The organism is Pseudomonas japonica, from assembly GCF_900188455.1.
Lineage (GTDB): Bacteria > Pseudomonadota > Gammaproteobacteria > Pseudomonadales > Pseudomonadaceae > Aquipseudomonas > Aquipseudomonas japonica.
This window is the reverse complement of record NZ_FZOL01000026.1, coordinates 74,523-101,472: the sequence shown is the minus strand read 5'-3', so window position 1 is coordinate 101,472 and position 26,950 is coordinate 74,523. Positions and strand designations below refer to the sequence as shown.

Here is a 26,950-nt window from a genome sequence, read left to right as displayed (position 1 = left end):
GCCGGCGGCGTCGCCGTCACCCCAGGTCGCCGAGCTGACCAGGTTGAAGGTGCCGTACAGCGTGCCGTTGCCGCCCAGGCCCTGGTCGCCGCTGACGCCGTACTTGATGAAACCTTCGCGCCAGGTCGAACCGCCCGGCGTGCCGTCGTAGTTCTTGCGGCTGTTGAACATGCCCCAGACCGCGAGCATGTCGGCGTTGAGGTGCGTGTCGTCGTCCGCGTACAGCTCGTAGGCCAGCGTCGGCTGGGCCGCTGCCAGTGTGATCAGGCTCAGGCCGACGGCCCGGGCCAGCGGTAACAGGCGATGTTGCTTGTCCATTGGTGTTCCCCCATTTCTTGTTGGCAGTTGTGCTGTAGCGAGGGGTTATTAGGGCGCTGGCGGCCGGGCCAAGTCTTGTTCGTGGCTGCCAGCGCTCTTGATCGCAATGGCCAGTAATCAGCCATTACGCTCCAGGGTGGCGAGGGTCTCCGGCAGCGTGGCGCCGCCATCGACGATCAGGGTCTGGCCGGTGATGTAGGCGGCGTTGTCCGAGGCGAGAAAGAGCATGGCGGCGGCGATGTCCCGCGGTTCGCCGAGACGGCCCAGGGGCACGCTGCCGGCGATCCGGGCGTTGAGGCTGGCGTCGCCGAGGTTGTCCATGGCCGGGGTACGGATCATTCCCGGTTCGACGCCGTTGACCCGCACGCCATCGGCCGCCAGTTCCAGCGCCGCGCTGCGGATGAAGCCGTTGACCCCGGCCTTGGACGCGGCGTAGTGGCTGAGCCCCGGATAGGCCACCCGTGGCCCGGTGACCGAGGAGGTCACCAGCACGTTGCCGCGCCCCTGGCGGCGGAACAGCGGCAGCGCGCCCTGGGTCAGCCAGAACAGCGCCGACAGGTTGACGTCCAGGGTGCGCCGCAGCAGCGCCTCGTCGATCCGCTCGAACGGCGTCAGCGGAAAGTACGCGGCGTTGTGCACCAGCACATCCAGGCGCGGCAGGCTGGCGAGGAGGGCGACGACGGCCTCGCGGTCGGCCAGGTCGATACCGGCGACCCGTACCGGGTGCCCCTCATCCTTGAGCCGGTCGGCCAGGGCCTGGGCCGTGTCGCGGTTGAGATCGGCGATCAGCACCTCGGCCCCGGCGCGGGCGAAGCCCTCGACGATGGCCTGGCCGATGCCTTGGGCGCCTCCGGTGACCAGCACCTGCTGGCCGCTGAAATCGAAGCGTGCGTTCATGCGGGCGTCTCCAGGTGGGTGTAGGCCAGGGTCGGTACGTCGACGATAGTCGAGCCACCGTCGGCGGCGATCACCGCGCCGGTGACGATCGATGCCTCGGGGCCGATCAGGAACTGGCACAGCGCGGCGATCTCGTCCGCCGTGGCCGGGCGGCGCAGCGGCACATCGGCGGTGACCCGGCGATAGGCGGCGTCGAGGTCTTCGCCGTAGTGATGCATCAACGGCTGCATTTCCTCGTCGGCCATCGGCGTGCGCACCCAGCCCGGGCAGACGCAGTTGACCCTCACCCCCTGCGGCCCGAAGTCCCGCGCCAGCGAGCGGTTGAGCCCGACCAGCGCGTGCTTGGCGGTGGTGTAGCCACACACCTCGGGGCCCGCCGCCAGCGAGGCGATGGAACCGAGCAGGACGATGCTGCCACGCCGCTCGACCAGCAGCGGCAGGCAGGCCCGGGCGCTGTGGAAGGCGCTGTGCAGGTTGCCGCGCAGGGCGGCTTCCCAGGCCTCGTCGCTGGTGTCCACGGCGCTGCCCAGGCCATGCCCGCCGGCGCAGCAGATCAGCGCATCGAGACCGCCGAAGCGGGCGCGGATCTGCTCGACGAAGCCGGCCCAGGTGGCGCTGTCGGCGGCGTCGCCGGCCAGCACCAGGGCATCGCTCCCGGCCGCCACCTGTTGCAGCGCCGCGCGCCGCCGGCCGACCAGCACCAGGTTGTCACCCAGGGCGGCCAGGCGTTGCACGCAGGCCGCGCCGATGCCGCTGCCGGCACCGGTGATCAGCACGGTGCGCTTCATGCTTCGTGAACCGTGGTGTTGATCAGGTTGCAGTAGGACGACACCGGGAAGTTGCTGAAGGCATCGAAGCTGCCTTCGGCATAGCCGAAGATCTTGCCGTCGCTGCGGTGCTCGCGCAGGTCGATCATCACCAGGCCCAGGGTCGGGATGATCTTCTCGCGCCAGACGAACAGGTACAGCTCATCGGCGATCTTGTAGTAGTGGCAGCGGTCGGTGTCGCACAGGCCCTGCTCGACGCCCTTCAGGCACTGCCAGGTGTAGTAGTTCTCGTTGAGGTAGATGTGCTCGTATTCCTCGGTCGGGCTGTAGCGGTAGCGGTTGCGGATGCCCACCAGCTCGCTGCTCGGTGCGTGCGGGCAGGCGCCTTCCTGCCAGGGTTTGTCGAGGCTGCCGTGGAGGAACTGCGCCTCGACGCAGGTCAGGTTCTTGCCGGACAGGGCGCGCTGGTAGATGCCCTGCCGGGTTTCCTGCTCGGACGGCATGTTGCCGATCACCGCGGTGAAGGACTGGCTCAGGGTGTCGATGACCAGGGTGATCGACCAGGTCTGGCCCTGCTCGGTCTTGAGGAAGTCCACCAGGTAGATGCCCGGGCGCACCGAAGTGGCGCGGTAGGGCGCGCTGCCGCTGGAATGGCCGTCGGCGGCGTGCCAGTGCAGTTGCTCGGCGTCGAAACGGTGTTCGATGACCCAGCCGTTGGCGAAGTGCAGGGTCAGTTGCTGCCCGGCCAGGTCGGCCAGTTGCGGCAGGATGAAGGCTTGCGGGGCGAAGCCCTCGGCCAGGGCGCCTACGGTGATCCAGTCGGATTGGGTGGTCATGCAAGTGGCTCCACAGTGTTGTCGTTGGGAGCCGTGATGGTGACGCGGGGCGGGCGAGGGCGGTATCAACCGGATGGTTGAGGCGGCCTGGTATGCCAGTCATCTGTTTGTCATGCGCTGGTAGTAATGTGCCATCACTCAGCGGCAGGAATGAATTGCAGTGATCCGCCGGTTCCTTTCTTCCTTCAACCTTGTGCAGTTTCTGCTGCTGGCCTCGGCGCTGGCGATCCTGCTGTTCGTCTGGGTCTCGTACTTCCAGCAGCGGGCCACCTCGGAACAGCAGGCGCTCGCCGCCAAGGCCGCGGAGCACCTGAATCTGGCGAGCATGGCGGCGGAGAACCTCAGTCAGTTGGTGGACCGCGCGCAGACCATCGGCCGCGCCGCCCAGGCCGATCTGCGCGACAGCGGGCCGGGCCACTGGGGCCTGGTGCGCATGCTCGCCGAGGACCCGGTGCTCAAGCGCATGAGCCTGTACCGCTTCGACGGCAGCCTGCTGTCCGCCAGCCACAGCGACGAGCCGCGGCAGTTGCCCGAGCCCTGGCTGCTGGCCCTGCGCGAGCATATCGGCCGGCACGGCTTCAAACCCTTCCTCGCGCCCCTCGACGCCTCGGCCCGCGAAGCGGCGCAGATCAACTGGCGCCTGCCGTTCCTGCTGCCGCTGCTCGGGCCGTCCGGCGACCAGCCGGACAGCATCCTTCTGGTGCAACTGGACATCGGCTACCTGGCGCAGTTGTTCCAGCATATCGACCTGGGCAGCAGCGGCCTGATGCGCCTGCTCGACAGCGCCGGCCACGAGCGCCTGCGCATCGGCAACAGCGGCGTGGTGGTGGCGGGCGAAGCGCTCAAACCGGACCTGCCGGCGCAGGGCGAGGCGTCCGGACGGCTCGTTCAGTACAGCCTCGACGGGCGCTACCAGAGCCTGTTCCGCAAGGACCCGCCGCGCGCGTTCAGCATCGCCGTGAGTCAGCGCGAGGACGAGATACTCGCCCCCTCGCAGTTGCTCTACGCGCGTCAGTGCTGGGTCAACCTGAGCATGACCCTGCTGATCCTCGCCGGCCTGTTGTGGAGCTGGCGGGTGCTGGGCAAGCGCGAAGAAGCCTTCGGCGCCCTGGAGCAGGCGCAGCAGATCAACCAGCAACTGATCCAGCGCCTGGAAGAAGAGCATCGGCGCAGCAGCCACGCGGCGGCCACCGATCACCTCAGCGGCCTGCACAATCGCCGCCAGTTCCTGGAGACCGCGGCCAGGGCCCTCGCCGAGCAGCGCGGCAAGCGGCGCTTGATGGCGATCCTGTTCATCGACATGGACCGCTTCAAATCGATCAACGACTCCCTCGGCCACAAGGTCGGCGACCTGTTGCTGCAGGCCGTGGCCGGGCGCATCAAGCGCGCCCTGGAGGCCGGCGACGAGGCCGCGCGCTTCGGTGGCGACGAGTTCGTTGTGCTGCTGGCCGGGTCACGCACCGAAGAGCAGATCGACCTGTGGGTGCGCATGCTGCTGAACAAGCTGTCGGCGATCTACTCGCTGGACCAGCACGAACTCAACAGCAGCCCGAGCATCGGCGTGAGTATCTGCCCGCGCGACGGCGTGGCGGTGGACGAACTGATCCGCCATGCCGACGCCGCCATGTACTCGGCCAAGCAGGCCGGGCGTGGGCAGTACCGCTTCTTCGACCCGTCGCTGAACGTGGTCGATGTCGGCGAATTCGCCCTGGAGCAGGCCTTCGGTCCCGCCTTGAAGGAGGGCCAGTTCGTCCTGCATTTCCAGCCCCAGGTGCGTTTCGACTCGATGCGGGTCGAGGGCTACGAGGCCCTGGTGCGCTGGCAGCATCCGCAGTTCGGCCTGCTCTATCCGGACCGCTTCATTTCCCTGGCCGAGCGCAGCGGCTTCATCGTCGCCCTGGGCTGGGAGGTCCTGCGCCTGGCCTGCGCGGAGCTGGTGCGCTGGCAGGCGCGGGGCATCCAGGCCGGGCTTGCGGTCAACGTCTCGCCCCTGCAGTTGCGCCAGCCGGACTTCAGCGCGCGGCTGCTCGACGAACTGCGCCGGCATGCTGTCGAGCCGCAGCGCCTGGAGCTGGAAATCACCGAAACCACCGTGCTCGACGACGAAGGCCAGGGCATCAAGCACCTGCAGGCCCTGCGCGACGCCGGCCTGAGCATCAGCCTCGATGACTTTGGCCAGGGCTATTCCGGCTTCTCCCACCTGCAGGCGCTGCCGATCAACCGCCTGAAGATCGACCGCGCCCTGATCGCCCAGCTGTCCAACAGCCATGACGACAGCCCCATCGTGCTGTCCACCATCATCCTCGCCAAGCGCCTGGGCCTGGAGGTGGTGGCCGAGGGCGTGGAGACCCGCGAGCAGGTGGTCTACCTGCGCCTGGCCGGTTGCGACTTCGCCCAGGGCTATCACTTCAGCCGTCCGCTGAGCGTGGCCCAGCTGGAGCAATACCCACCCTTCATCGATGCGACGGAAACGGCATGCGAACACTGACCTGGCTGACCGGCCTGCTATTGACCAGCCTGCTCTCGGCACCGCTGTCCGCGGCCTGCCAGCAGACGGCGCTGCGCATCGGGGTGATTCCGAAGAAGAGCATGGACGTGCTGATCCGCGATTATCAGCCGCTGCTGGAGCGCCTGCAGGCCGACCTCGGCGTGCCGGTGTCGATGGTCCCGGCGTCGTCCTACGAAAGCGTGGTGGATGCGGTGGTTTCCGGCGGCGTGGACGTCGCCTGGCTGGGACCGGCGGCGTACGTCCTGGCCCAGCAGCGCGACCCGCGGATCGAGCCCTTCGCCAGCCTGGCGATCCGAAAGGGCTACTTCACCCCGGCCGGTCATCACTATCAGGCGCTGCTGCTGGCGCGGCGCGGCAGCGCGGCGGATGTGCAGGCGCTGCGCGGCAAGCGCGTGGCCCTGAGCGATCCGGCCAGCACCTCGGGCAGCGTGGTGCCGAACGTCGAGTTCGCCGCCCGGGTGGGCCAGCCGCTGGCGCGCTTCTTCGCCTCGGTGGCCTACAGCGGCTCCCATGACAAGTCGCTGGACGCCTTGCTCGAAGGACGGGTGGACGCGGCGTTCGTCGCCAGCGTGCGCGCCGATGCCTACCTCAACAGCGGGCGGATCACGCGCGATACCTTCGATGTGCTGTGGCGCTCGACGCGGATCTACTACGACCCCTATGTGTTTCGCGGTGGCCTGTGCGCCGAGTACAAGACGCGGATTCGCGCGGCGCTGCTGGAGAACCAGGAGGGGCTGGCGGGGTTCCTGGCATCGCAGGATGCCAGTGCCATCGCCCCGGTCGGCCGCGCGGAATATGCGTCGCTGGTGCGCATGATGCAAACGCCGTGATCAGCTTCGCCACCAGGTCGGCTGGCCGTCTTCGAACGAGTGGCTGTGCGGCTTGAGTTCGGCGCGTCCGGGCTCGTCGAAGGTGCCGGCCAGCAGGGCGATGGTCGGTGCGTCGTCGATCGCGCCGAGAGAACTGCCGCAGCGCGGACAGAAGGCGCGGCTGGAATAGTCCGAGGAGCGGTACAGCGCCGGCGCGCCGCCTGCGCCGGTCCACTCGATCTGGTCGCGGGGGAATTCGACCCAGAGCGCGGTGAGCGCGCCGGTGTGCTGCTGGCAGTTGCGGCAGGAGCAGGTGTGCGGGTTGGCGGCGGGGCCGCGGGCGCTGTAGCGGATCCAGCCGCAGAGGCAGCCGCCGTGGTGGGAGGTGGAGGGCATGGGGTCGTCCTTGGTGGGAGTGGGGGTGGTAGCTTAGAGCAGCAGTGATGAGCATAGGTATCTACACATCTTCGAAGGCTTGTCGGGGGACCGCATCAAGGCCGCCAGGTGCCTGTCTTGAGTCTTGCATCGCTCTCCAGATCGAGCGCCGCCCGCGCGGCGCATCGCGGATGAATCCGCTCCCACATTTGTTGCAACGTGCCATGGCCTGTGGGATTTGGGTTGTCAGCCTTTGTTTTTTCGGCGATGTATCGCGGGGAGGCTGTTGGGCACGACTCGGTATCGAGTCGAACCAACAAGGCGGTCAACCATGGCCTGACAGACATAGGTACGTTGCAACAAATGTGGGAGCGGATTCATCCGCGATGCGCCGCGCGGGCGGCGCTCGATCTCAAGAGCGCTGCAAGACTCAAGACAGGCACCTGGCGGCCTTGATGCGGTCCCCCGACAAGCCTTCGAAGATGTGTAGCTACCCATGCAGCGATAAACCCATGACCATCACTACAAGAACAACACCCCCACCAACTCCGTCCGATTCCGCACCCCCACCTTCCTGAACAGATTGATCAAATGCGTCTTCACCGTCGGCAACCCCAGCCCCAGCTCCCGTGCCAGGGTCTTGTTGCAGGCACCTCCTTGCAGCAGCAAGGCAATCTCCCGCTCCCGCGGAGTCAACCCGCCCAGCCGGTCCGGTGCGGGCGCCGGCAGTTGTCGCGCGGCCATCTGCATCAGGCCATGCAACGGCAGCAGCCGCTCCAGCTCCGCGGTGCTGAACGCCCCCAGCGAGCCCTCGCGCAGCAGCGAAACCCCCGCCGCCAGGCGCCCATCCACCCAGGCCATGATCTCCACTACATCCACCACCCGGTGCTGATCGAGAAAACCCAGGTACTCCCGGCCATGGGCCGCGTCGTGATGGGCCAGGCCCTGGCGCAGCGACACCACTGGCAGGCCGATGGCCTTGCAGTTGTCCGGCTTGAGCGGGTCGAGATGGCGATAGTGCTCCAGGTAGCGGTGATGCATCGGCGCCTGCATGCCCAGCAACTGGAAGTCGCAGGCCTGCAACTGGTCGTCGATGCGGTAGAACGCGGCCAGGCTGGCCGGTACCTGCTGGCTGAAGGCGTGCAGGCAGTAGCGGCCGAGCTCCTGCGCGCTGTTCATGCCGCGTCCAGCAGGGCGCGGACCCTGTCCACGGCCGCCCGGGCGCAGTTGGCATCCAGCGCTTCCGAGGCGCCGGACACGCCGATGGCGCCGATCACCTGGCCGTCATGCAGAAACGGCTCGCCACCGCCGAACAACGCCAGCCCGGGCTGCAGCGGCAAGCCTTCGCGTACCGCCGCCGAGGCTTTCTGCAGGCGTTCTTCCCATGCCGAGGTGGACACGCCGAAGCCGGCGGCGGTCTGGGCCTTGTGCAGGGCAATGGTCTGGCACGGACGCGGCGCGCCGTCCATGTGCGCGCTGTGGATCGGCTGGCCGCTGGCGTCGACCAGCACCAGGCTGACCCGCAGGCCGGCCTGTTCGGCGAAGTCGACGGCGGCACTCAGGGCGTCCATGGCCAGGCGCAGGGTGAGGCTGGATTGCTGACGCAGCAGGGCAGTCATGGGGTGGATTCCTCTACGGGAGATTCGGAAGCGCCACGCAGGCGCAGCAGTACCTGCCAGAGGCAGTACAGCACCAGCAGGGCGGCGGCGATGTTCATGGCCCAGGGCCCGCCCAGATGGGCGGCGAGCACCCCGGCGAGCAGGCCGCCGATGGCGTCGAAGCCGAAGCGGGTCGAGGTGTAGATCGACACCACGCGGCCGCGCAGGGCCTCCGGGGCCTGGCTTTGCAGGAGGATATTGGTGCCGACGTTGTTGATGGTCACGCCGAAGCCGAGGATCGCCATGGCCAGCAGCGACAGGGGCAGGCTGCGGCTGCTGGCGAACAGCAGCAGGCCGAGGGCGCTGGCGATGGCGGAAAACAGGATCAGGCCGCGCAGCCTGTCGGCGCCCTGGTGCCCGGCCAGCAGCAGCGTGGACAGCAGCGAGCCAAGCCCGGCGGCGCCCCACAGCCAGCCAAGGGTGCGCGCGTCGCCGGCGAAGATGTCGTGGGCGAATACCGGCAGCAGCACGGCATAGGTCGAGGCGGTGAGGTTGACCACCAGCACGCCGAAGATCAGGCCGCGCAGCGAGGCCGAGCGCAGGACGTAGTCGAGGCCTTCGCGGAACAGGTTGCGCATGTCGCCGCGGGCCTTTTCTCCGGGCGCCAGGCGGATCGCCAGCAGGCCGAGGATCAGTCCGCCATAGGACAGCGCGTTGAGGGCGAAGCACAGCGCCTCGCCGGTCAGGGCCAGGAGCAGGCCGGCCAGCGGCGGGCCGACGAAACGCGAGCAGGTGAACAGCATGGCGTTGAGGGCCAGGGCGTTGGGCAGGTCGTCGCGGTCGTCGACCAGGCGGCTGAGCAGTGACTGGCGCAGCGGCGTGTCCACCGCGTTGAGGATGCCGAGGGTGGCGGCGAGCAGGACGATCAGGGTCGGGGTGATCAGCTCCAGCCAGGTCAGCCCGGCGAGGACCAGGGCCTGGATGCCGAGCAGACTCTCCACCTGCATCAGCAGGCGGCGCTTGTCGTGGCGGTCGATCCAGGCGCCGGCGATCGGCCCCACCAGCAACTGCGGCAGCAGGGTGGCGCAGGTGGTGATGCCGAGCAGCGCCGCCGAGCCGGTCAGTCGATAGACCAGCCAGGACAGGGCCACGGTCTGCACCCAGGTGCCGAGGGTCGAGACCGCATGGCCGATGAAGTACAGACGGAAATTGCGGTGATGCAGGGCCCGCAGGACATTGGGCCAGCGGTTCGGGTGCGCAGCTTTCAAGATCGGAGACGCCATTTGCCGGAGGAAGAGCGGGGCCGCCGCCAGCGACCCCCGCGCCAGACTCTACCGGCTTGCACCACCGGCGTCTTGCCTGTGCCTGTCGCCGGCATGGATCTGCCTGCCAGATCGCCGCGGCATGCTGGCACGGACGGTCAAGTGCCCGGCACCCGGGTGCAAGACGTAGCCGGCGCGATTCCGGTCAACTCGTGATTTTTCACTGCCGAACGGTGGGCGCTGATGTTTTTCAGGAACGATCATTGGGTGCGGGAACTGCAGGCGCTGCTGGCGCGGGTCAGTGAGGGGCAGCGCTGGGCCGATCTCGAAACACCGCAGTTGCAGCGCCACCCGGCCGTGCTCGCGGCCCTGGGCGGGCTGGCGGCGCGGCGCGAGCAGGAGCAGCGCCAGCTCGACGAAGCGCGCAGTCTGGGCCAGGCCTTGCGCGCGCAGGTCGAGCAGGCGCAGGACCAGGGCCACGCCGCCGCCGCGCAGGTCGAGCGCCTGGAGCAATGCTGCGCCGACCTCCAGGCCAGCCACGACGAACTCCAGCGCCAGCTCGACGGCCAGCGCCAGCAGGCGGCGATCTGGGCGCAGCTGGAAGCCACCATCACCGAAGGCACCTGGGACATCAAGGTGGTCCAGGGCGATCTGCAGCACCCCGACAGCCATATGCGCATCTCCAATCAGTTCCGCGCGGTCATGGGCTACGCCGCGGGCGAGTTGCCCGATGGCTGGGATGCCCAGGTCAGCATCACCCACCCGGACGACCTGGCGCAGGTCCTGGCGCTGTTCGAGCGTGAGATCGTCAAGCCCGGCGGCACTGGCGAGTACGTCTGCGAATACCGCATGCGCCACAAGACCCGCGGCTATATCTGGTGCCGCGAGCGTGGCTGCGCGGTGCGCGACGAGCGCGGTGCGTTGACCCGGGTGATCGGCGCGGTGCGCGATATCAGCGACGAACGCAGCGCCCAGGACAGCCATGAACGCATGCTCGCGCAGAACCAGACCACCTACGCGCAGATCGCCACCGTGGTCGGGGTGATCAAGAGCATCGCCGAGCAGACCAACCTGCTCGCCCTCAACGCTGCCATCGAGGCGGCGCGAGCCGGGGAAGTGGGGCGAGGGTTTTCGGTGGTGGCCGAGGAAGTGAAGAAACTGGCGAACAGTACGCGCCAGGCCACGCAGCAGATTCAGTCGATGCTGGAGGAACGCTGAAACAATCTCCGGCGCTGAATTCCGGCGCCGGTATTCTGTCGTGGAATACCACTGATAAATATTCCCATCCATGCATTGACCGAACATTCATTGATTCAGGTCATTGTTTTGCAAAGTTGATTTAATTATCCGCGCGCGGTTTTTTATATATTGAACAGCCCGTGAATAATATTCGCCGGAATAATGGCTATGCGCCATTAGTGAGCGTAAGCTATGCGCCGTCCCCGCTTGGGGCTTCCCGGCCAGCAAGGCGAATCGTGACCTGCACAGCAACGCTGCGCGGTGGCGCGCGTTCGTCCGCGGCACTGTCAACCTGTGCGTTCGGATCGCGTTGATGCCCATTAGCCAGAATCTTTCTGAGATCTTCATACAAACACTCGAGCAGGCCATCGATAGTGTCGTGGCGATCGACGCCGATAATCGTGTGGTGCTGTTCAACAGTGCCGCGGAAAAGTTGTGGGGTTTCACGCGGGACGAAGTACTGGGCAACAACGTCAGCATGCTGGTCCCGGAAACCATCCGCGGCCGGCACGACGGTTATGTCGATGCGAACCGCCGGACCGGCATCAACAAGATCGTCGGCACCACCCGCGACGTGCCGATCCACAAGAAGGACGGCAGCCAGCGCTGGGGGTCGATGTCGATCTCGCGGGTCGAGAGCGCCGGGCAGATCCTCTACACCGCCTTCGTCAAGGACGTCACCGAGCAGCGCAAGGAGCGCAAGCGCGCCAAGCTGCTGTCACTGGTCGCCGACCAGACCGACAACGCGATCTTCATCACCGATGGCGGCGGCAAGGTGGTGTACGTCAACAAGGGTTTCGAAAAGCTCTTCGGCTACAGCCTCGACGAAATCGAATGCTGCCGCCCGGCGGAGCTGCTGGTGCCGCAGTTGCCGTTGCAACGCATGGCCGAACTGCGCCGGGGCCTGCACGACGGGCGCTCGTTCCGCGTCGAGGAACTGCTGCAGGTCAAAGGTGGCGAGCGGATCTGGTGCAACGTGGCGATCAACCCGGTGTGCGGCGCCAATGGCGAACTGGCCCAGACCGTCACGGTGCTCACCGACATCACTGCCTCGAAGATCCACCAGGTGCTGCAGCACTGCATCCTCGACGCCATGGTCCGCGAGATGCCGCTGGAGTCGGTGATGGACCTGCTGTGCCGGGAAATCCAGCGGATGTCGCCGGATGTGCGCGCGGCGGTGATCCAGATCGGCGAAGACGGCACCCTGCACCCGCTGGCCGCCCCGGGTTTTGCCGAGCGCTATGGTCAGTTGCTGGAGGGCCGGCCGATCCGCGACTGCATCGGTTCGTCGAGCGTCGCCGCCTGCCGCGGCGAGATGATCTACGTCGGCGATATCGGCAGCGACCCGCACTGGACCAGCATCCGCGACGACTGCCAGGCGCTGGGCATCCGCAGCTCCTGGTCGATTCCGATCAAGGACTCCAAGGGCCTGGCCATCGGCGTGCTGACCTTCTATTACGCCGAGCACCGCACGCCGTCGGCCCTGCAGCAGCAGATCGTCGAGGTGGTCATCCCGCTCTGTGCCCTGGCCATGGAGCGCGAGGTCGACCGCGAGAGCATTCGCCAGCTGGCGTTCTACGACAGCCTGACCCACCTGCCCAACCGCAGCCTGCTGCTCGCCAAGGCCGACCATGCGCTGATCGAGGCGCGGCGCGCCAAGCGTGCGCTGGCGGTGCTGTTCATCGACCTCGACCGTTTCAAGCAGATCAACGATTCCCTCGGTCACCCGGCGGGCGACGAACTGCTCAGGCTGATCGCCCAGCGCCTGAGCGCCAGTGCCGAGATCGTCGGCCGGCTGTCCGGCGACGAGTTCGTCGTGGTCTTGCCGGACTGCGATGCCGAACGGGTCAACGATGTCATCGAGGAGCTGCGTCAGGCCATCACCCAGCCGTGCCAGATCGCCGGCTCCTGTTTCTCGCCGTCGGCGAGCATCGGCGTGTGCCTGTACCCGCGCGATGGGCACGACATGAGCACGCTGATCCACCGCGCCGACATGGCCATGTACCAGGCCAAGCATTCCGGGCGCGGTCGTTTCAGCTTCTTCAGCCATGAGCTGAACGAGCTGGCGCAGCAGCGCCAGGCGCTGGAGAGTGCCCTGCGCGAGGCCATCGAGCAGGGCGCGCTGCAACTGCACTACCAGCCGCAGGTGAATATCGAGGACGGTCAGATCTACGGCGTCGAAGCCCTGGCCCGCTGGACCCACCCGGAGTTCGGCGTGGTCTCGCCGGCGCGCTTCATTCCCCTGGCCGAAGAATGCGGGCTGATCACCGAACTCGGGCACTGGGCGGTCAGGGAAGCCTGCCGGCAACTGGCGGTCTGGCGCGGCAAGGGTCTGAAGATCCCGTCGGTGTCGGTGAACCTGTCGCCGAGCAATTTCCACAACCTCGACCTCGCCGGGATGATCAGCGAGGTCCTCGACCAGCATGGGCTGGCGGCCCGGGACCTGACCATCGAACTCACCGAGAACCTGCTGCTGGACACCAATCCGAGCACCCTGAAAGTGCTCCACGACCTCAACGCCCAGGGTATCCGCCTGGCCATGGACGATTTCGGCACCGGTTATTCCAGCTTGAGTTATCTGCGCAAGCTGCCGATACAGGAGTTGAAACTGGATCGCAGTTTCGTCCTCGATCTGGAAGCGGATGAAACCAGCCGGGCGCTGAGTGACGCAGTGATGCGCATCGGCGACAGCCTGCGCCTGAAAGTGGTGGCCGAAGGTGTCGAAGAACACGGCCAGTACCGGATTCTCAAGGACCAGGGTTATCACGTTGCCCAGGGCTACCTGCTGTCGAAGCCACTCACGCCGCAGGACCTGGAAGACTGGATGATGAGGTGTTGAAGCATTGACCGTGCAAGCTGCCTGTCACTTTCGCAAACTCTGGAGGTAACCCTCATGTTTTCAGCTTACCGGCGGCTCAAGCAGGAGCTCGCCCAGGCCCGCGACCTGCTGTCGTCACTCGAACAGGTCAAGCAGAGCCTGGACAGCGAGATGCTCGTGCTGCAATTGAGCTCGCGGGGTGACGTCACCTCGGTCAACGCCAGGTTCCTTGGCGAAATGCAGTACGCGGCAAACGCCGTGCAGGGCAAGGTGCTGTTCGACCTGGTCCCGGAATACGCGCGCGGGACCAATCACTTCAACCTGATGAAGCGTGCGATCCACGGCGGCGAGCACTGGGCCGGGGCCCTGCAGCTCAAGCGCGGCGATGGCAGCGAAGCCTGGCTGCGGGCGATCGTGCAGCCGATCCGCGACAAGGATGGCCAGATCATCTATGTGTCGCTGTACGCCAACGACCTGACCCGCACCATCGAGAGCTCCCGCGAGCGCGAGAACCTGATCGAAGCGCTGCAGCGTTCCACCGCAGTGGTCGAGTTCGACCTGCAGGGCAATGTGCTGAATGCCAACGAGCGTTTCCTCCAGGCCATGGGCTACAGCCTCAAGGACCTGCGGGGCAAGCATCACCGGGTGTTCTGCGAGACGGCGGAATGCACCTCGCCGCAGTACGAGCGCTTCTGGGAGAAACTGCGCCGCGGCGAGTTCATCGCCGATCGCTTCAAGCGCATCGACAGCCATGGCCGCGTGGTCTGGCTGGAGGCGACCTACAACCCGATCTCCGATGCCCATGGCCGGTTGTACAAGATCGTCAAGTTCGCCACGGTGATCACCGACCAGGTCAACCGCGAGATCGCCGTGTCCGAGGCCGCGGAGATCGCCTTCAGCACCTCGCGGCACACCGATGACAGTGCGCGCCGCGGCAGCGTGGTGATCCAGAAAACCGTCGACGTGATCCAGGGCCTGGCGGTGCAGATGGCGGCGGCGGTGGAGGGCATCGCCGCGCTGGACAAGCAGTCGCAGCTGGTTGGCAGCATCGTCAAGAGCATTGGCGGCATCGCCGACCAGACCAACCTGCTGGCGCTCAACGCGGCGATCGAGGCGGCGCGGGCCGGCGAGCAGGGTCGTGGTTTCGCCGTGGTCGCCGACGAGGTGCGCCAGCTGGCTTCGCGGACCACCAAGGCCACCGAGGAAATCGTCGACGTGGTGACGCAGAACCAGAAACTGGCCGAGGAAGCTGTGCGCATCATCGAGCAGGGCAAGCTGCATGCCGAGCAGGGGTTGGCACTGTCGGCGCAGGCCGGCGACGTGATCGTGGAAATCCAGGACGGGGCGCAGAAGGTGGTGAACGCGGTGGGGCAGTTCACCAATCAGTTGTCCAGTTGAGTGTGGGGTTGTAGGGGCTGGTTTGCTTGCGATCGGCATGGGCAACGTTGACGGTATGGCGGGAAACCACATCAAGGCTGCCAGGCGCCTGCCTCAAGCCTTGCAGCGCCCTCCAGATCGAGCGCCGCCCGCGCGGCGCATCGCGAGCACGCTCGCTCCTACATTTTTTGCAACGTGCCATGGCCTGTGAGAGCGGCGTTGCCAGCCTTTGGCGCTTGGCGATTTATCGCGGGGAAGCTGTTGGGTCGACGCGATACCGCGTCGTGCACACAAGGCGGTCAACTATGGCCTGTCAGGCATAGGTACGTTGCAAAAAATGTAGGAGCGAGCGAGCTCGCGATGCGCCGCGCGGGCGGCGCTCGATCTGGAGGGCGCTGCAAGACTCAAGACGGGCACCTGGCGGCCTTGATGCGGTTTCCCGCCAGGCCGTCAAAGATGTGTAGATACCCATGCTGCGATCGGCGGCGCAGCCGTCGTAAACCCTGAATCCGCAGTGGGTCTGGCACACCGCGGATGCTGATTTTACGACGGCTGCGCCGCCGATCGCAGGCAAGCCAGCTCCTACAACATCAGGCAAACCTATTCGTACATGAGCTAACGCCCAGCACCATCCTGTGCCGCCTGCAGCACCCGCAACAGATTCCCGCCCCAGATCGCCGCCAGGTCGTCTTCGTCATACCCCGCCTGCAACAGGCGCTGGCTGATCAGCGGCAGCTGGCTGACATCCTCCAGCCCGGTCACGCCGCCACCGCCATCCCAGTCCGCACCGATGCCCACATGCCGCGGGCCGACCACCTCCAGAACATGCAGCACATGCTTCATGAACACATCGAGATCGGCGCGCGGCTGGGCGTAGCGCCGGTCGATCTCCGCCCGTTCGGCGAACAGCGCGCGGGTCTGCTGCGGGTCGAGGGCGGCGAGGTTGCGAAAGCGTGCGCCCAGGGCCGCCAGGGCCTTGTTGCGCTCGGGGTTGACCGCCAGGGGGATCAGGTAGTCGCTGTAGGCGGTGACCTGGATCACCCCGCCCTTGGCCGCAAGCTGGCGCAGGCGCTCATCGTCGAGGTTGCGCGGGTGGGCGTTGACCGCGCGGCTGCTGGAGTGGGAGGCGATGATCGGCGCGCTGGACAACTCCAGAACCTGGTCGAAGGTCGCGTCGGAGGCATGCGAGACATCCAGCAGCAGCCCCAGGCGATTGGCCTCGCGCACCAGGGCGCGGCCCTTGTCGTTGAGGCCGTGCCACTCCGGCAGGGCGGTGGCCGAGTCGGCGAAGCTGTTGCTGGCGAAGTGCACCAGGCCAAGCATGCTCAGGCCCTGGCGCTGGTAGGTGCGCAGCAGCCCGGGGTCGGCGGCCAGCGGCTCGGCGTTCTCCATGCTGATGAACACCACGCGCTTGCCGCCGGCGGCGATGCGCCGGGCATCCGCGGCGCTGCGGGCGAGAGCGAAGTCCTCGGGCTGGCGGTCGATCATGTCGCGGATGCGCTGCAGGGTGGCCAGGCCATAGGCGCTGGCCTGGGCCAGCCCGGCTTCGTCGCGCGGGCCCTGGGGCGTATAGATGACGAAGAAACCGCCATCGAGGCCGCCCTCGCGCATGCGCGGCAGGTCCACCTGGCTGCCGTCGGTCTGGCTGTCGTGGCGCAGGTTGATGTCCCAGCCGGGGCGGGTCAGTTGCAAGGGGGTGTCCAGGTGGCTGTCGAGCACCAACAGGCGTTGGTGCAGGGCCAGCACCTCGGGGCTGACCTGGGGCTCGGCGGCCTGGGCGGCCAGGCTCGCCAGGGCGAGCAGCGGAAACAGGATGTTCATGGGCGGTTCCACCGATAGGGGGCCGCACCCGCGGGTGCGGCCGCGGGCTTAGAAGTCGACGCTGAGGGTGGTCTGGAAGGTCCGTGGCGAGCCCGGACGGAACACCGCCGGACCGCTGGTGCTGGTGAGGATGTAGCCCAGGTAGTCCTTGTCGAACAGGTTGTCGATGTTGAAGCGCAGCTTGACGCTCTTCAGCGCGCCATCGCCCCAGGCCGCGCCGCCCAGGTCGAGGTAGGCGCTGTAGAGGGTGTAGCCGGGCACCTGCTCGCTGTTGGTGAAGTTGCTGTAGCGTTCACCGATGAAGCGCGCCGAGAGGTTGACGATCGCCCACGGCGTGATCTCCCAGGTGATGCCGCTCTGGGCCAGCCAGCGCGGGCTGTCGGGCAGGTCGTTGCCGTCCAGGGCCAGGCCCGCGGCATCGTTCTGGAACTGCGCGCGGTTGTAGGTGAGGGCGCCGTTGAGCACCACTTTGTCGGCGAGCACCCCGGGTTTCCACTGGCCGCTCAGTTCGCTGCCCCAGGCCTGGGCCTTGCCGACGTTCTGGTACCAGGTCTCCACCTGGCTGCTGCCGGGCACCGGCGCGGCGAAGGCCTGCAGGCGGTTGTCGAAGTCACTGCGATACAGCGCCCAGGCCAGGTTGAAGGTCGGCCGGTTGAGGCGCCAGCCCAGCTCGTAGTTCTTCGCCCGTTCCGCTTCCGGCGCCGGCGCCTGGGGGCTGGCGGCGCGGTAGATGTCATCGGCGCCACGAGGCAGGGCCATGTTCTCCGAGTACGAGGCGAACACCTGGCTGCTGTCGGTGAGGTTGTAGACCGCGCCGACCTGCGGCAGGAAGCCGTCGCGCCAGGTGGTGGACAGGCGCGGGCTGCGGTGGTTGATGTAGTCGCCGGCGTTGCGCTGGCCTTCGATGCGGTAGTCCAGTTCCAGGCGCTTGAAGCCGTACTGCAGGAGCAGGCGGTCGTCGAGCAGCGACCAGGTGTCTTTCAGGTGCAACTGCAGCGAATCGCGGGTCGAGGTGAAGTCGCCCTGGCGGTGTACCGGCTCGTCGAGCAGGGCATCCCCCGCCGGGCTGCCGTCGGTGAGGTTGTAGCGCGCCTGCAGACGGTTGAACACGTCCTTCTCCGCCCACACCCCGGCTTCCAGGCGGTGGTCACCCAGTTGCCACTGCAGCCCGGTGCGCCCGCCGTAGCGATGCCCGCTGAGGGCCGAGAGGCCGTACTGCACGCCGCGCGGGGCGAACAGGCCGGGCACGCCGGCCTCGGCCTTGTTCAGGGCCAGCGAGGTGGCGTAGGCCTCCGGCGACACGCCGTAGCCGCGCTTGCCCTCGTAGTAGAGGGTGGCGTACTGGGTCAGGTCGTCGTTCAGGCGCAGTTCGCCGCCGAGGCTGTAGAGGGTGTCGCGGCGCTGGTTGATGGCCTGCTTGTAGTACTGGTTGTAGCCGCTGTTGCTGTACTTCACCCCCGCTGCGGTCGGCTTCAGGTCGGGCAGGTAGTCGAGGTAGGCGAAGTCGCGTCCGGAACGGCCGAAGGCATCGTTGGCGGTGCCGTGGTACTGGGCCAGGCTGACGTAGGGCGAGTCGAAGTCGTGGAAGGCGTTGTGCACCGCCCGCACCCACACACTGTTGCCCTCGCCGAAGCGGTAGCGCACCTTCGCTTCGAGGTGTTCGCGGTCGATGGTGCCGGGGCCGCGCCACAGGTCGCCGTCGATCTTCGAGCGGCTGACGTAGGCCGACAGGCCCTGGTACTCGCCGGTCTGCAGGCGCACGAAACTGCGCCGCAGGCTGTCGCTGCCCAGGGTGTAGGACAGGCTCGCCCCGGGGGTGGGCGACGGGTCGCTGGTCTGGTAGTCGACATAGGGGCCGAGGGAGGCGTAGCCGGACTGGGTGACATCGCCGGCGCCGGTGGAGGCGGTGACCCGCTCGGTGTTCTCGTTGTCGACGTAGCGGTAGATCGGGCTGCCGCCGAACTGGTCGCTGCGGCCCAGGGGCACGCCGTCGATGGAGAAGCCGATCTGCTGCAGGTTGAAGGCGCGCACGAAGACCGAGTTGCCGAATTCGTACAGGCCGAGGGCGTCGTTGACCTGGACGTTGAAGCCGGGCAGGGCTTCGAGCATCTTCAGCCCGGAGGTGCCGGCCGGTGCCGAGAGCAAGGCCTGGTGGGAGATGGCCAGGGTGTTGCTGATGCGGTCTTCGCCGATGGCGGCGCTGGCCTCGGTGACCCGCGCGCCGACTACCTGGACCTTGTCCAGGGTGGTCTCGGCGGCCCAGCCGGGACTGCTGAGCAGGCCGCCGAACAGCAGGCCGTAGAGGGGGCGCGGAGGGAGCAGGGGGAAACGCTGGTTCATGGGCATTCCTTGGCGAACGGTTCAGTCAGAGCCCGGCGTGGGCCTGGGCGAGGTAATCGGGGCTGACCCAGGCGTGCAGGTCGAAGTCCTGTTGCAGGTAGCCGTGGCGGACCAGGAACTGCTTCTTCAGGTCCAGCGCGGCGAGGTTGCGCGGCGCCAGGTTCGGCACCAGCTCGCGACCGCGCAGGCTGTCGACGATGAAGGCGGCGTCCGGCAGGAAGGTCACCCGGGTCAGCAGCGACGCCGCCGCCTCGGGGAACTGCTCGATCCAGCGCCCGGCGCGAATGGCCGCGCGGAGGAAGGCCACCACCACCTCGGGATGGGCCTCGGCGAAGGCGCGATCGACGGTGGTGACGTAGGGACCGTTCTGGTTTTTCAAGGTCCAGTCCGGACGCTGCTCAAGGTCCTCGATGACGCTGAACTGGCCGCTGGCCAACAGCTTCGGCACATGCCCGGCCTGCACATGCAGGGCGTCCACGCGGCCATCGAGCAGGGCCCGCAGCTCCGCGCCGGGGCCGCTGTGCAGGTTGCGCAACTGGCTCCACAGCGCCGCGGGGCGCTGCGCCGGACGCAGGTCGTGGGGGTCGCCGTGGTCTTCGATCGGCACCCGCTCGACCTGTTCGGGGCGTAGCCCGGCCAGTGCCAGGGCGCTGTCGATGCCTTGTTCGGCGAAGGCCTTGAGCACGTCGATGCGCTGGGTGGCGCGGCTCACCGGGACACCGATGCGCTTGTCGACCAGGTCGGCGACGCGGCGGATCTGCCCGTCGGCGCGCACCAGGATCTGCCCGGCGCGCTGGCTGGCGGTGGTCGCCAGGAGCAGGGTGTCGGCCTTGTCGGCCCGCGCCCAGAGGGCGGGGGTGGCGCCACCATCGCGGATCAGGCCGGGTTGCTCATGGCTGAAGTGGCTCAGCCAGCCGCCGTTGTCGGGCAGCGAGCGCAGGTAGCGCGGCACGGCGCCGACGCGCTCGAATTCTTCATCGAGCCAGCCCAGTTCCACGGCCAGGTTCGAGGCCACCAGCAGCGGGCAGATGCTGTACAGGGTCGTCACGGGTTCGCTCATCGCAGTCTCCATCAGGGTTGGGTATCGGTATCGGGGTGGCGGGCGCGGGCCTGGGCGAAGGCCTGGTCGAGGTCGGCGAGCAGGTCGTCGACCGCTTCCAGGCCGACATGCAGGCGCAGCAGGTGGCCGGGTGGCAGTCCGTCGGGGAAGGCGCGCTGGCCGTGGGCAATGCGGATCAGGCTTTCGAAACCGCCCCAGCTGGCGCCCTGGGCGAACAGCCGCAGGCTGTCGAGAAAGGCGTGCAGGGCGACTTCGGGGATGGGCCGCAGGACCACGCCGAACAGCCCCGAGGCACCGAGGAAATCCCGTTCGAACAGGGCGTGTCCGGGGCAGTCGGGGAGCGCCGGATGCAGCACCTTGAGCACCTCCGGGCGACGCGCCAGCCAGCGCGCCACGGCGAGCGCCGAGCGCTGGTGCTGGCGCAGGCGCACGCCGAGGGTGCGCAGGCCGCGCAGGCCGAGATAGGCATCGTCGGCGCTGGCGATGTAGCCGAGCAGGCGCACCCGGTCGCGCACCTGGCTGTAGAGGGCTTCGGTGGTGGTGATCACGCCGAGCATGGCGTCGCTGTGCCCCACCAGGTACTTGGTCGCCGCCTGGATCGACACATCCACGCCATGCACGAACGGCTTGAAGAACAGCGGCGTGGCCCAGGTGTTGTCCATCACCAGCAGGGCGCCGCCGGCGTGGGCGGCGCGGGCCAGGGCGGGAATGTCCTGGACCTCGAAGGTGTTCGAGCCCGGCGCCTCGGCATACACCAGGCGGGTGTTGGGGCGCATCAGCGCGGCGATATCGGCACCGAGCAGCGGCGGGAAATAGCTGACCTCCACGCCCATCTCCCGCATGACCCGGTCGAACACCTGGCGGGCGTGGCCGTAGCAGTTGTCGGTCACCAGCACATGGTCGCCGCCGCGCACCAGGGCCAGCAGGGTGCCGGCGATCGCGGCCAGCCCGGAGGGCATCACCAGGCTGCGGAAGCCGCCTTCCAGGGCCGCCACCGCATCTTCGAAGGCGGCGGTGGTGGGGTTGCCGTTGCGCCCGTAGATATGCTCGCGCAGATGCGGATCGTCGGCCTGGCGCAGGTAGCGCGGCAGGGTCTCGGCGCTCGGCCAGATGAAGGTCGAACTGCGGTACACCGGGGTGTTCACCGTGCCGCCGTGGCTGGCCGGGTCGCGCCCGCCATGGGTCAGGCGCGTGTCGTCGCGCCAGGTGTTCAGTGGCTCCATCGCAACTCCAGATACCGGGCCCAGCGGGCCAGGGGGTAGACGAACAGGAAGAAGGCGGCGAAGGCCAGGGCGTAGGCGGGCAGCAGCACGTCCGCGCGCAACTGGCCGGAGAGGTGGCTCTGCAGCACGCTCATCAGTTCCTCGACACCCAGCAGGCTGCCCAGCGAGGTGGACATGCACAGGGTGCAGAACAGGTTCATCCAGGGCGGCAGCACGCTGCGCAGGGCCTGCGGCAGAATCACCCGGCGCAGCGTCTGGCGCCGCGACAGACCCAGGGCCAGCGCGGCTTCCCACTGCCCGAGCGGTACCGTGCGCAAGGCGCCGCGGAGCATCTCGGCGACGTAACCGCTGGCGGGCAGCGCCAGGCCCAGGGCGACCTTGAGCCAGTCGGCCAGTTGCAGCCAGTGCCCGCCGACCTGTACCTCGTAGGGCAGCAGGTAAGCGACGTAGAACATCACCACCAGCCACGGCAGATTGCGCAAGCCGCGCCCCAGGTGTCCGGCGAGGTTCGCCACGGGCGTCGGCGCGAGCACCTGGAGCAGGGCCAGCGCGCCGCCGGCGAGGCTGGCCACGGCCATGGCCAGCAGGCCCATGCCGATGTTCAGGGCGAAGCCCGCGCCGAGCGACGGCAGCCATTGCCAGAACAGGCGCCAGAGGGCGTCTTCAGCGAACATCGCGGGCCTCCTGTCCGGGCAGTCGCAGGTGCGCTTCGAGGCGACCCAGCAGCCAGCTGCAGGTGCCGATCAGGACCAGCCAGGTGAGCAGCAGCACCTGCATCATTTCGCCGACGTTGAAGCGCTCCGACCAGATCCGGTTGGCCGCGTAGAGCAGTTCCGGCGCGGCCACCGCATAGGCGACCGAGGTGGCCTTGAGGGTCTGCACCAGGTTGTTGCCCAGGGCCGGCAGGCTGTTGCGCAGGGCCAGCGGCAGGAGGATGTGGCGCCACAGCGACAGGCCGTGCAGGCCCAGCGCCGCGGCGCTTTCATGGATGCCGCGGGGCACCGTGTCGATACCGGCGCGCAGCGCTTCGATCTGGAAGGCGCCGCTGTACAGGGCGATGGCGATGATCGCCCAGCCGGTGCCGCCGAGCAGGCGCACCGGGCTGCCGTCGTCGCCGACGGTCAGTGGCAGCAGGGCGCCGAGGCCGAAGTAGAAGAAGAACAGTTGCACCAGCAGCGGGGTGCTGCGCCACAGCGCGACGTAGCCGTCGACCAGGCCGCGCAGCCAGCGTCTGGGGCTGCGCTGGGCGGCCACACCGAGGGCGCCGATCAGCAGCGAGGCGAGGCCGGCGACCACGGCCATGAGCAGGGTCAGGCCCAGCCCGGCGAGCAGGCGCTCGCGGTCGGTCGGGTCCCACAGCACGCTGAGGGTCAGGCCGTGGTCTTGCAGCCACAGGCGCAGGTCGGGCTCAGTCATGCCGGGCCACCGCCTGGCGTGCCTGCTGCTGCTCGACCAGCCAGGGGCTGGGCGCCAGGCCATAGTGGCGCTCCAGGGCGATGATCAGGCCCTCGGCGTGCCAGCCCTCGACGATCCGCGAGAGTGCGCTGAGCAACTGCGGCTGGCCCTTGCGCACGGCGATGCCCCAGGGGGCCGGGTCCTGGCCGGGGAGTTTGACTTCGTAGTCCTCCCAGCCCGGGGTGGCCGCCAGGGCGCGGTACAGCACATCGTCGCCGAGGGCGCCGAGGCAGCGCTGGTCGGCCACCGCCTTGCGCACTTCGGCACTGCCGTTGAAGGAAATGAAACGCACGCCGTAGCGCTCTTCCAGCGGTCTGATCCAGACGCTGGTGGCCGGCGCGCACAGGGTCTTGCCGCGCAGGCTCGACCAGTCCGCCAGCACGCTGGCCTTGGGCGCGAACACCGTGGCGGCGGACTGGTAGAAGCCGGGGCTGGCGATGTCCACCTGCTCGCGCCGGGCGGGGGTGTCGAGCATCGAGGTCATCAGCAGGTCGCAACGGCCCTGCTGCAGGAACAGGATGCGATTCACCGGATTGACCTGCACCAGACGCAGCGTCAGCGCCTTGCCGGTGGCGGTCGCCAGCTGGCGGTGCAGGTCGTCGATCAGGTCGGGGATCAGCCCGGCGGGGCGTCCCTGCGCATCGAGGAACTTGAACGGCGGGAACTCGTCGCCGCTGCACACGTTGAGGACTCCGCGGTCCACCGCGCGTTCCAGCAGCGGCTCGGCGCTGAGCCCGCCGCTGACCAGCAGCGCGGCCAGCCAGGGCAATTGGCGCAGGCCGATCATGAGGCCACCCAGCCCTGTCGCGAGCGCGCCGCGGCGCCGGCCGGGAAGGGTTGCGGCGTGCCCAGCTGGGCCGCGAGCCAGGTCAGGTGGGCCGACTCTTCGAGGTTGATCAGCAGGCGGGTGGCGGCCAGGGCATCGCGCTCGCTCCAGGCGAACGGCCCGTGGTTGGCCAGCAGCGTCGCTGGTGCCCGCGGATGCGCCTGCAGCGCGGCGATCACCGGTTCCGGCGCATAGCGCGGGCCCCAGGCGGTGAGGGGGATTTCCTGGTCTTCATCGAGGACCCCGAGCAACTGGCTGGCATGCGCGCGCAGCGGTCGGCCGGCGATGGCGAAGGCGCTCAGGTACGGCGAATGGGTATGGATCACCGCGCGCACCTGGGGCCGCTGGCGGTAGATGGCGACATGCAGCGCGGCGACTTCGCGCAGGTTGTCGTTGAGCCGGCCCTGGCTCTGTTCGAGGTCGAAGTCGAGCACGGCGGCGCGGCCGGCGTCGGGGCCGTTGAAGGCGGCGATCAGCAGGCGCTCCTGGCCGGGCAGGCGCAGGCTGAGGTTGCCCGCTTCGTTGGCCGAGAGCGCCTGGTGGCGCTGCAGCAACTGGTGGGCGCTGGCGACGTCCTGTTCGAATTGCTGGACGAGCAGCAGCAGGTCCGCGGGGGGTGTCTGGCTGGTCATGACGGTCTTCCTGTTCAGGGGGCGGGTCAGAAGTGGTAGTTGGCCTTGAGGTAGTAGTACGCACCCTCGGCGCCGGCCGGCGAGATGCTCTGGTACTGCACGCGACCGCCGACGAAGCGGTTGGCCACGTCGATCTTGTCCGGGTAGCTGTCGAACAGGTTGTTGGCCCCGGCGGTCAGGGTGAGGGCCGAATCGACGTCATAGGACAGGCTGGCGTTGCTCACCCACTGGCTGCCGAAGGTCTGGTCGAAGGCCGGGCCGGTGTTGGAGTCGAGGGTGTAGCGGCCGTAGCGCAGGGTGGTGAACGCCGCCGACCAGGGCCCCTGGCGCCAGTCGGCGCCGAGCACCAGCTTGCTTTGCGGGCTGGCGCTCTGGACGTAGCTCAGGGCCTCGCGGTTGATCAGGATGACCCCGCTGCCGCTGAGCGGGCCGGGGTTGTCCTGGATATCGGTGACCTGGGTCTTGCTCCAGTTGAAGCCGGCGTTGAAGGTCACCTGGCCGACCTGGGGCAGGGCCAGGCGGTAGTGCCCGATCAGGTCCAGGCCATGGGTGCGGGTATCGAGGGCGTTGGTGAAGAAACTCACCCCGGAGTAGTTGCCGTAGCCCTGGCTGGCGAGGATCTGGTTGACCGTGCTGCCGCGCAGGGTCTCCGACAGGGCGATGCGGTCCTTGATGCGGATCTGGTAGGCGTCGAGGGTCAGGCTGGCGTCCTCGACCGGCTGCCAGACCAGGCCCACGGAAATGTTCCGCGACTTCTCCGGTTTCAGGTCCTGGGCGCCCAGCGCGCGGGCCACGCCGGTGTCGACGCTGAGGGTGCCGACCTGGTAGGCGGTGGGGTCGCCGGCGAGGAACTCGGTCTGGGTCGCCGAGGTGCCGATCTGGCCGAGGGTCGGCGCGCGATAGCCGCTGCTCAGGGTGGAGCGCAGGCCGAAGTGCTCGTTGAAGTCGTAGCGCAGCGAGAGCTTGCCGGTGCTGGTGTTGCCGAAGTCGTCGTAGTGTTCGCTGCGCGCCGCCACGCCCAGTTGCAGGGCCTGGGTCAGTTGCTGTTCGAGCCCCAGGTAGGCGCCGAGCACCTTGCGCGAATAGTCGCCTTCATCGCTCGGCCGGGTGCCGGGAAAACCCTGGGCGCCACCGGCCCGGGACGGCAGGACGCGGCCCTGGACCCAGGACGCGGTGTCCCCGGCCAGCACTTCGTAGCCCTCGTGGCGCCAGGCCAGGCCGCTGGAGAACACCAGCGGCGCGGCGCTGTAGCCGACGGCGAATTCCTTGACATGGTCGAGGCTCAGTTGGGCCTGGTCGTTGATCAGCGCGCCGGCATCGAAGCTGCGCGGGCTGGCGGGACCGAGGCTGGCGTTGAGCGAGTCGCCGAGGTGGTAATCGATGCGGTTGCGGCCATAGGTCGCGCTGAGGTCGAAGCGGCCCAGCGCGTCATCCTCGTACTTGATACCGGCGGTGCCGGCGGCATCGCGCGAGCGCACGTCGAGCAGGGGCAGGAAGCCGTCGGGATAGACACTGACGATATTGTTGGCGTCGATCGGCCGACGGTACACGGCCTGGGACTCGGCGGTGCGGTCCTGATAGGTGGCGAAGCCGTACAGCTCGGTGTGTTCGGTGATGAAGGCGCCGGCGTTGGCCCCCAGTTTCCAGTCATCCAGCCCCGGCGAGCCGTAGCGCCAGTGCCGCTCGGCGTTGGCTTCGCGGGGGTCGCCTGCCGGGTAGAAGCGGCGCAGGTCGGCGCCGTCGGTGGAGGTGCGTTCGCTTTTCACGCCTTCGGCGCTGACGGTCAGGTAGCCGTCGCCCGGCAGGCTGAAGCCCTGCCAGCCCGACAGCGAGCGGCTGAAACCGTCGCCCTTGCTGTACTGGCCGGTGCTGGCCTGGGCCTCGCCGCCCTGGTCGCGGTCCTTGAGGACGATGTTGATCACCCCGGCGATGGCATCCGAGCCGTATTGCGCCGAGGCGCCGTCGCGCAGCAGTTCGATATGGTCGACGGCGGCCACCGGCAGCGTCGACAGGTCCACCGCCTGCGAGCCGCGACCGAGCGTGGCCTTGGTGTTGACGAAGGCCGAGGCGTGCCGGCGCTTGCCGTTGACCAGCACCAGCACCTGGTCGGCGGCGAGGCCACGCAGCAGCACCGGGCGCTGCGCGGAAACGCCGTCGGTGCCGTTGATCTGCGGGTAGCTGACCGAGGGCACCAGGGTTTCCAGGGCCTTGGCCAGGCTGTCGTGGCCGGTGCGCCGCAGCGCCTCGCCCTGGATGATGTCCACCGGCGCGCTGGCCTGCAGGGCGCCGATGTCGCTGCGCCGGGTGCCGATCACCTGGACCGTGCCCAGGCGTGGCGCGGCCGCCGGGGTCAGCGGCGCGGCGGCGGCGCTGTCGTCCAGGCGGTGGATGCGCACCGCGCCACTGGGGCTGCTGCTGTGGCCCAGGCCGCTGCCGCGCAGGGCGGTGTCCAGCGCCTGCTGCGCGGTGAAGCGGCCCCGCACGGCGGGACCGTGCAGACCGGCGACCTGCGCCTGGTCATAGACGATGGCCTTGCTGCTGCGTTGCGAAATCGCCAGCAGCACGTCTTCGAGGCTGCCGGCGGGAATGTCGTACTCGACCTGTTGCTGCTGGCTGGCGGGGGCTGTGGCGCTGTCGGCGAACACGGTGGCGGGCAGGCCCTGGATGGCCAGGACGCAGGCCAGGGAGGCGAGGGTGAATCGTTGGTGCATGAATGACTCCAGATCGGTTCAGCGCGGGCTGTTGTTTCCGACCTTGAGCGATGAGCGCCCGGGATTTTCAGCGCCGC

At 68.1% G+C, this 26,950-nt stretch carries 21 protein-coding genes and 2 pseudogenes; 6 read left to right on the top strand and 17 right to left on the bottom strand.

Annotated features, from left to right (window positions below):
* The 4 genes and pseudogenes from CHB99_RS25275 to CHB99_RS25260 all read right to left on the bottom strand — a co-directional run.
* Positions 1-318: pseudogene (locus CHB99_RS25275) on the bottom strand (hypothetical protein); the annotation flags it as partial.
* A 117-nt stretch (positions 319-435) separates the two neighbouring features.
* Entirely contained in the window at positions 436-1,215 is a 780-nt protein-coding gene (locus CHB99_RS25270) for an SDR family oxidoreductase (RefSeq protein ID WP_042130676.1), read from the bottom strand.
* The gene (locus CHB99_RS25265) at positions 1,212-2,003 is read right to left on the bottom strand and encodes an SDR family NAD(P)-dependent oxidoreductase (protein WP_042130678.1); all 792 of its coding nucleotides are present in this window, start codon (positions 2,001-2,003) and stop codon (positions 1,212-1,214) included. Before CHB99_RS25265 ends, CHB99_RS25270 begins: the two co-directional genes overlap by 4 nt.
* On the bottom strand, positions 2,000-2,818 hold the full coding sequence (locus CHB99_RS25260; protein WP_042130680.1) for a molybdenum cofactor biosynthesis F family protein: 819 nt from the start codon (positions 2,816-2,818) through the stop codon (positions 2,000-2,002). Before CHB99_RS25260 ends, CHB99_RS25265 begins: the two co-directional genes overlap by 4 nt.
* Before the next feature lie 160 nt (positions 2,819-2,978).
* Between CHB99_RS25260 and CHB99_RS25255 the strand changes: the two genes are divergently transcribed.
* Complete coding sequence (locus CHB99_RS25255) at positions 2,979-5,306, top strand: putative bifunctional diguanylate cyclase/phosphodiesterase (RefSeq protein WP_042130682.1); 2,328 nt, start codon at positions 2,979-2,981, stop codon at positions 5,304-5,306.
* Positions 5,294-6,157 (top strand): phosphate/phosphite/phosphonate ABC transporter substrate-binding protein, encoded by an 864-nt coding sequence (locus CHB99_RS25250; protein WP_052419578.1) that lies wholly within the window; start codon positions 5,294-5,296, stop codon positions 6,155-6,157. Before CHB99_RS25255 ends, CHB99_RS25250 begins: the two co-directional genes overlap by 13 nt.
* On the opposite strand, the gene CHB99_RS25245 is transcribed toward CHB99_RS25250, so the two are convergent.
* The 4 genes from CHB99_RS25245 to CHB99_RS25230 form a co-directional block, all read right to left on the bottom strand.
* Complete coding sequence (locus CHB99_RS25245; RefSeq protein WP_042130684.1) at positions 6,158-6,532, bottom strand: GFA family protein; 375 nt, start codon at positions 6,530-6,532, stop codon at positions 6,158-6,160.
* A gap of 501 nt (positions 6,533-7,033) precedes the next feature.
* The gene (locus CHB99_RS25240; protein ID WP_042130621.1) at positions 7,034-7,690 is read right to left on the bottom strand and encodes a helix-turn-helix transcriptional regulator; all 657 of its coding nucleotides are present in this window, start codon (positions 7,688-7,690) and stop codon (positions 7,034-7,036) included.
* Complete coding sequence (locus tag CHB99_RS25235; protein WP_042130622.1) at positions 7,687-8,130, bottom strand: GlcG/HbpS family heme-binding protein; 444 nt, start codon at positions 8,128-8,130, stop codon at positions 7,687-7,689. The genes CHB99_RS25240 and CHB99_RS25235 overlap by 4 nt, the downstream gene beginning before the upstream one ends.
* Positions 8,127-9,392 carry an MFS transporter gene (locus CHB99_RS25230; protein WP_042130624.1) on the bottom strand — a complete coding sequence of 422 codons (1,266 nt, stop codon included), beginning with the start codon at positions 9,390-9,392 and terminating at the stop codon, positions 8,127-8,129. Before CHB99_RS25230 ends, CHB99_RS25235 begins: the two co-directional genes overlap by 4 nt.
* Before the next feature lie 222 nt (positions 9,393-9,614).
* On the opposite strand from CHB99_RS25230, the gene CHB99_RS30390 reads away from it, so the two are divergent.
* The 4 genes and pseudogenes from CHB99_RS30390 to CHB99_RS30710 all read left to right on the top strand — a co-directional run bounded on the left by CHB99_RS30390 (position 9,615) and on the right by CHB99_RS30710 (position 14,826).
* A complete protein-coding gene (locus CHB99_RS30390) occupies positions 9,615-10,589 on the top strand; it encodes a methyl-accepting chemotaxis protein (RefSeq protein WP_042130626.1) in 975 nt (324 codons plus the stop codon).
* A gap of 334 nt (positions 10,590-10,923) precedes the next feature.
* Positions 10,924-13,449 carry an EAL domain-containing protein gene (locus CHB99_RS25220; protein WP_042130628.1) on the top strand — a complete coding sequence of 842 codons (2,526 nt, stop codon included), beginning with the start codon at positions 10,924-10,926 and terminating at the stop codon, positions 13,447-13,449.
* A 54-nt stretch (positions 13,450-13,503) separates the two neighbouring features.
* Positions 13,504-14,280, top strand: a pseudogene (locus tag CHB99_RS30715) (PAS domain-containing protein); the annotation flags it as partial.
* A 135-nt stretch (positions 14,281-14,415) separates the two neighbouring features.
* Positions 14,416-14,826 (top strand): methyl-accepting chemotaxis protein, encoded by a 411-nt coding sequence (locus tag CHB99_RS30710; protein WP_377697389.1) that lies wholly within the window; start codon positions 14,416-14,418, stop codon positions 14,824-14,826.
* A gap of 594 nt (positions 14,827-15,420) precedes the next feature.
* Here CHB99_RS30710 and CHB99_RS25210 read toward each other — a convergent pair.
* Genes CHB99_RS25210 through CHB99_RS25170 form a run of 9 tightly spaced genes read right to left on the bottom strand, consistent with a single transcriptional unit; the run spans position 15,421 to position 26,873 of the window.
* On the bottom strand, positions 15,421-16,626 hold the full coding sequence (locus CHB99_RS25210) for a dipeptidase (RefSeq protein ID WP_042129892.1): 1,206 nt from the start codon (positions 16,624-16,626) through the stop codon (positions 15,421-15,423).
* A 48-nt stretch (positions 16,627-16,674) separates the two neighbouring features.
* Positions 16,675-18,966, bottom strand: coding sequence for a TonB-dependent receptor (locus CHB99_RS25205; protein ID WP_089266674.1), 2,292 nt, complete (start codon positions 18,964-18,966; stop codon positions 16,675-16,677).
* Between the two features lie 25 nt (positions 18,967-18,991).
* Positions 18,992-20,026, bottom strand: coding sequence for an ABC transporter substrate-binding protein (locus CHB99_RS25200; protein ID WP_212555923.1), 1,035 nt, complete (start codon positions 20,024-20,026; stop codon positions 18,992-18,994).
* An 11-nt stretch (positions 20,027-20,037) separates the two neighbouring features.
* The gene (metC, locus tag CHB99_RS25195; protein WP_042129898.1) at positions 20,038-21,249 is read right to left on the bottom strand and encodes a cystathionine beta-lyase; all 1,212 of its coding nucleotides are present in this window, start codon (positions 21,247-21,249) and stop codon (positions 20,038-20,040) included.
* Entirely contained in the window at positions 21,237-21,923 is a 687-nt protein-coding gene (locus tag CHB99_RS25190; protein ID WP_042129900.1) for an amino acid ABC transporter permease, read from the bottom strand. Before CHB99_RS25190 ends, metC begins: the two co-directional genes overlap by 13 nt.
* On the bottom strand, positions 21,913-22,665 hold the full coding sequence (locus CHB99_RS25185) for an amino acid ABC transporter permease (RefSeq protein ID WP_042129902.1): 753 nt from the start codon (positions 22,663-22,665) through the stop codon (positions 21,913-21,915). The genes CHB99_RS25190 and CHB99_RS25185 overlap by 11 nt, the downstream gene beginning before the upstream one ends.
* Positions 22,658-23,491: a transporter substrate-binding domain-containing protein gene (locus tag CHB99_RS25180; protein WP_052419555.1), complete on the bottom strand. Its 834-nt coding sequence runs from the start codon at positions 23,489-23,491 to the stop codon at positions 22,658-22,660. The genes CHB99_RS25185 and CHB99_RS25180 overlap by 8 nt, the downstream gene beginning before the upstream one ends.
* On the bottom strand, positions 23,488-24,162 hold the full coding sequence (locus CHB99_RS25175) for a class II aldolase/adducin family protein (RefSeq protein WP_042129904.1): 675 nt from the start codon (positions 24,160-24,162) through the stop codon (positions 23,488-23,490). The genes CHB99_RS25180 and CHB99_RS25175 overlap by 4 nt, the downstream gene beginning before the upstream one ends.
* A 26-nt stretch (positions 24,163-24,188) precedes the next feature.
* A complete protein-coding gene (locus CHB99_RS25170) occupies positions 24,189-26,873 on the bottom strand; it encodes a TonB-dependent receptor (RefSeq protein WP_052419556.1) in 2,685 nt (894 codons plus the stop codon).
* Between the last annotated feature and the right edge of the window lie 77 nt (positions 26,874-26,950).

Excerpts from the sequence above, each read along its gene's own strand:
- CHB99_RS25270 (WP_042130676.1), bottom strand. The coding sequence starts at position 1,215 with ATGAACGCACGCTTCGATTTCAGCGGCCAGCAGGTGCTGGTCACCGGA.
- CHB99_RS25265 (WP_042130678.1), bottom strand. The coding sequence starts at position 2,003 with ATGAAGCGCACCGTGCTGATCACCGGTGCCGGCAGCGGCATCGGCGCG.
- CHB99_RS25260 (WP_042130680.1), bottom strand. The coding sequence starts at position 2,818 with ATGACCACCCAATCCGACTGGATCACCGTAGGCGCCCTGGCCGAGGGC.
- CHB99_RS25250 (WP_052419578.1), top strand. The coding sequence starts at position 5,294 with ATGCGAACACTGACCTGGCTGACCGGCCTGCTATTGACCAGCCTGCTC.
- CHB99_RS25245 (WP_042130684.1), bottom strand. The coding sequence starts at position 6,532 with ATGCCCTCCACCTCCCACCACGGCGGCTGCCTCTGCGGCTGGATCCGC.
- CHB99_RS25240 (WP_042130621.1), bottom strand. The coding sequence starts at position 7,690 with ATGAACAGCGCGCAGGAGCTCGGCCGCTACTGCCTGCACGCCTTCAGC.
- CHB99_RS25235 (WP_042130622.1), bottom strand. The coding sequence starts at position 8,130 with ATGACTGCCCTGCTGCGTCAGCAATCCAGCCTCACCCTGCGCCTGGCC.
- CHB99_RS25230 (WP_042130624.1), bottom strand. The coding sequence starts at position 9,392 with ATGGCGTCTCCGATCTTGAAAGCTGCGCACCCGAACCGCTGGCCCAAT.
- CHB99_RS30390 (WP_042130626.1), top strand. The coding sequence starts at position 9,615 with ATGTTTTTCAGGAACGATCATTGGGTGCGGGAACTGCAGGCGCTGCTG.
- CHB99_RS25220 (WP_042130628.1), top strand. The coding sequence starts at position 10,924 with ATGCCCATTAGCCAGAATCTTTCTGAGATCTTCATACAAACACTCGAG.
- CHB99_RS30710 (WP_377697389.1), top strand. The coding sequence starts at position 14,416 with ATGGCGGCGGCGGTGGAGGGCATCGCCGCGCTGGACAAGCAGTCGCAG.
- CHB99_RS25210 (WP_042129892.1), bottom strand. The coding sequence starts at position 16,626 with ATGAACATCCTGTTTCCGCTGCTCGCCCTGGCGAGCCTGGCCGCCCAG.
- CHB99_RS25205 (WP_089266674.1), bottom strand. The coding sequence starts at position 18,966 with ATGAACCAGCGTTTCCCCCTGCTCCCTCCGCGCCCCCTCTACGGCCTG.
- CHB99_RS25200 (WP_212555923.1), bottom strand. The coding sequence starts at position 20,026 with ATGAGCGAACCCGTGACGACCCTGTACAGCATCTGCCCGCTGCTGGTG.
- metC (WP_042129898.1), bottom strand. The coding sequence starts at position 21,249 with ATGGAGCCACTGAACACCTGGCGCGACGACACGCGCCTGACCCATGGC.
- CHB99_RS25190 (WP_042129900.1), bottom strand. The coding sequence starts at position 21,923 with ATGTTCGCTGAAGACGCCCTCTGGCGCCTGTTCTGGCAATGGCTGCCG.
- CHB99_RS25185 (WP_042129902.1), bottom strand. The coding sequence starts at position 22,665 with ATGACTGAGCCCGACCTGCGCCTGTGGCTGCAAGACCACGGCCTGACC.
- CHB99_RS25180 (WP_052419555.1), bottom strand. The coding sequence starts at position 23,491 with ATGATCGGCCTGCGCCAATTGCCCTGGCTGGCCGCGCTGCTGGTCAGC.
- CHB99_RS25175 (WP_042129904.1), bottom strand. The coding sequence starts at position 24,162 with ATGACCAGCCAGACACCCCCCGCGGACCTGCTGCTGCTCGTCCAGCAA.
- CHB99_RS25170 (WP_052419556.1), bottom strand. The coding sequence starts at position 26,873 with ATGCACCAACGATTCACCCTCGCCTCCCTGGCCTGCGTCCTGGCCATC.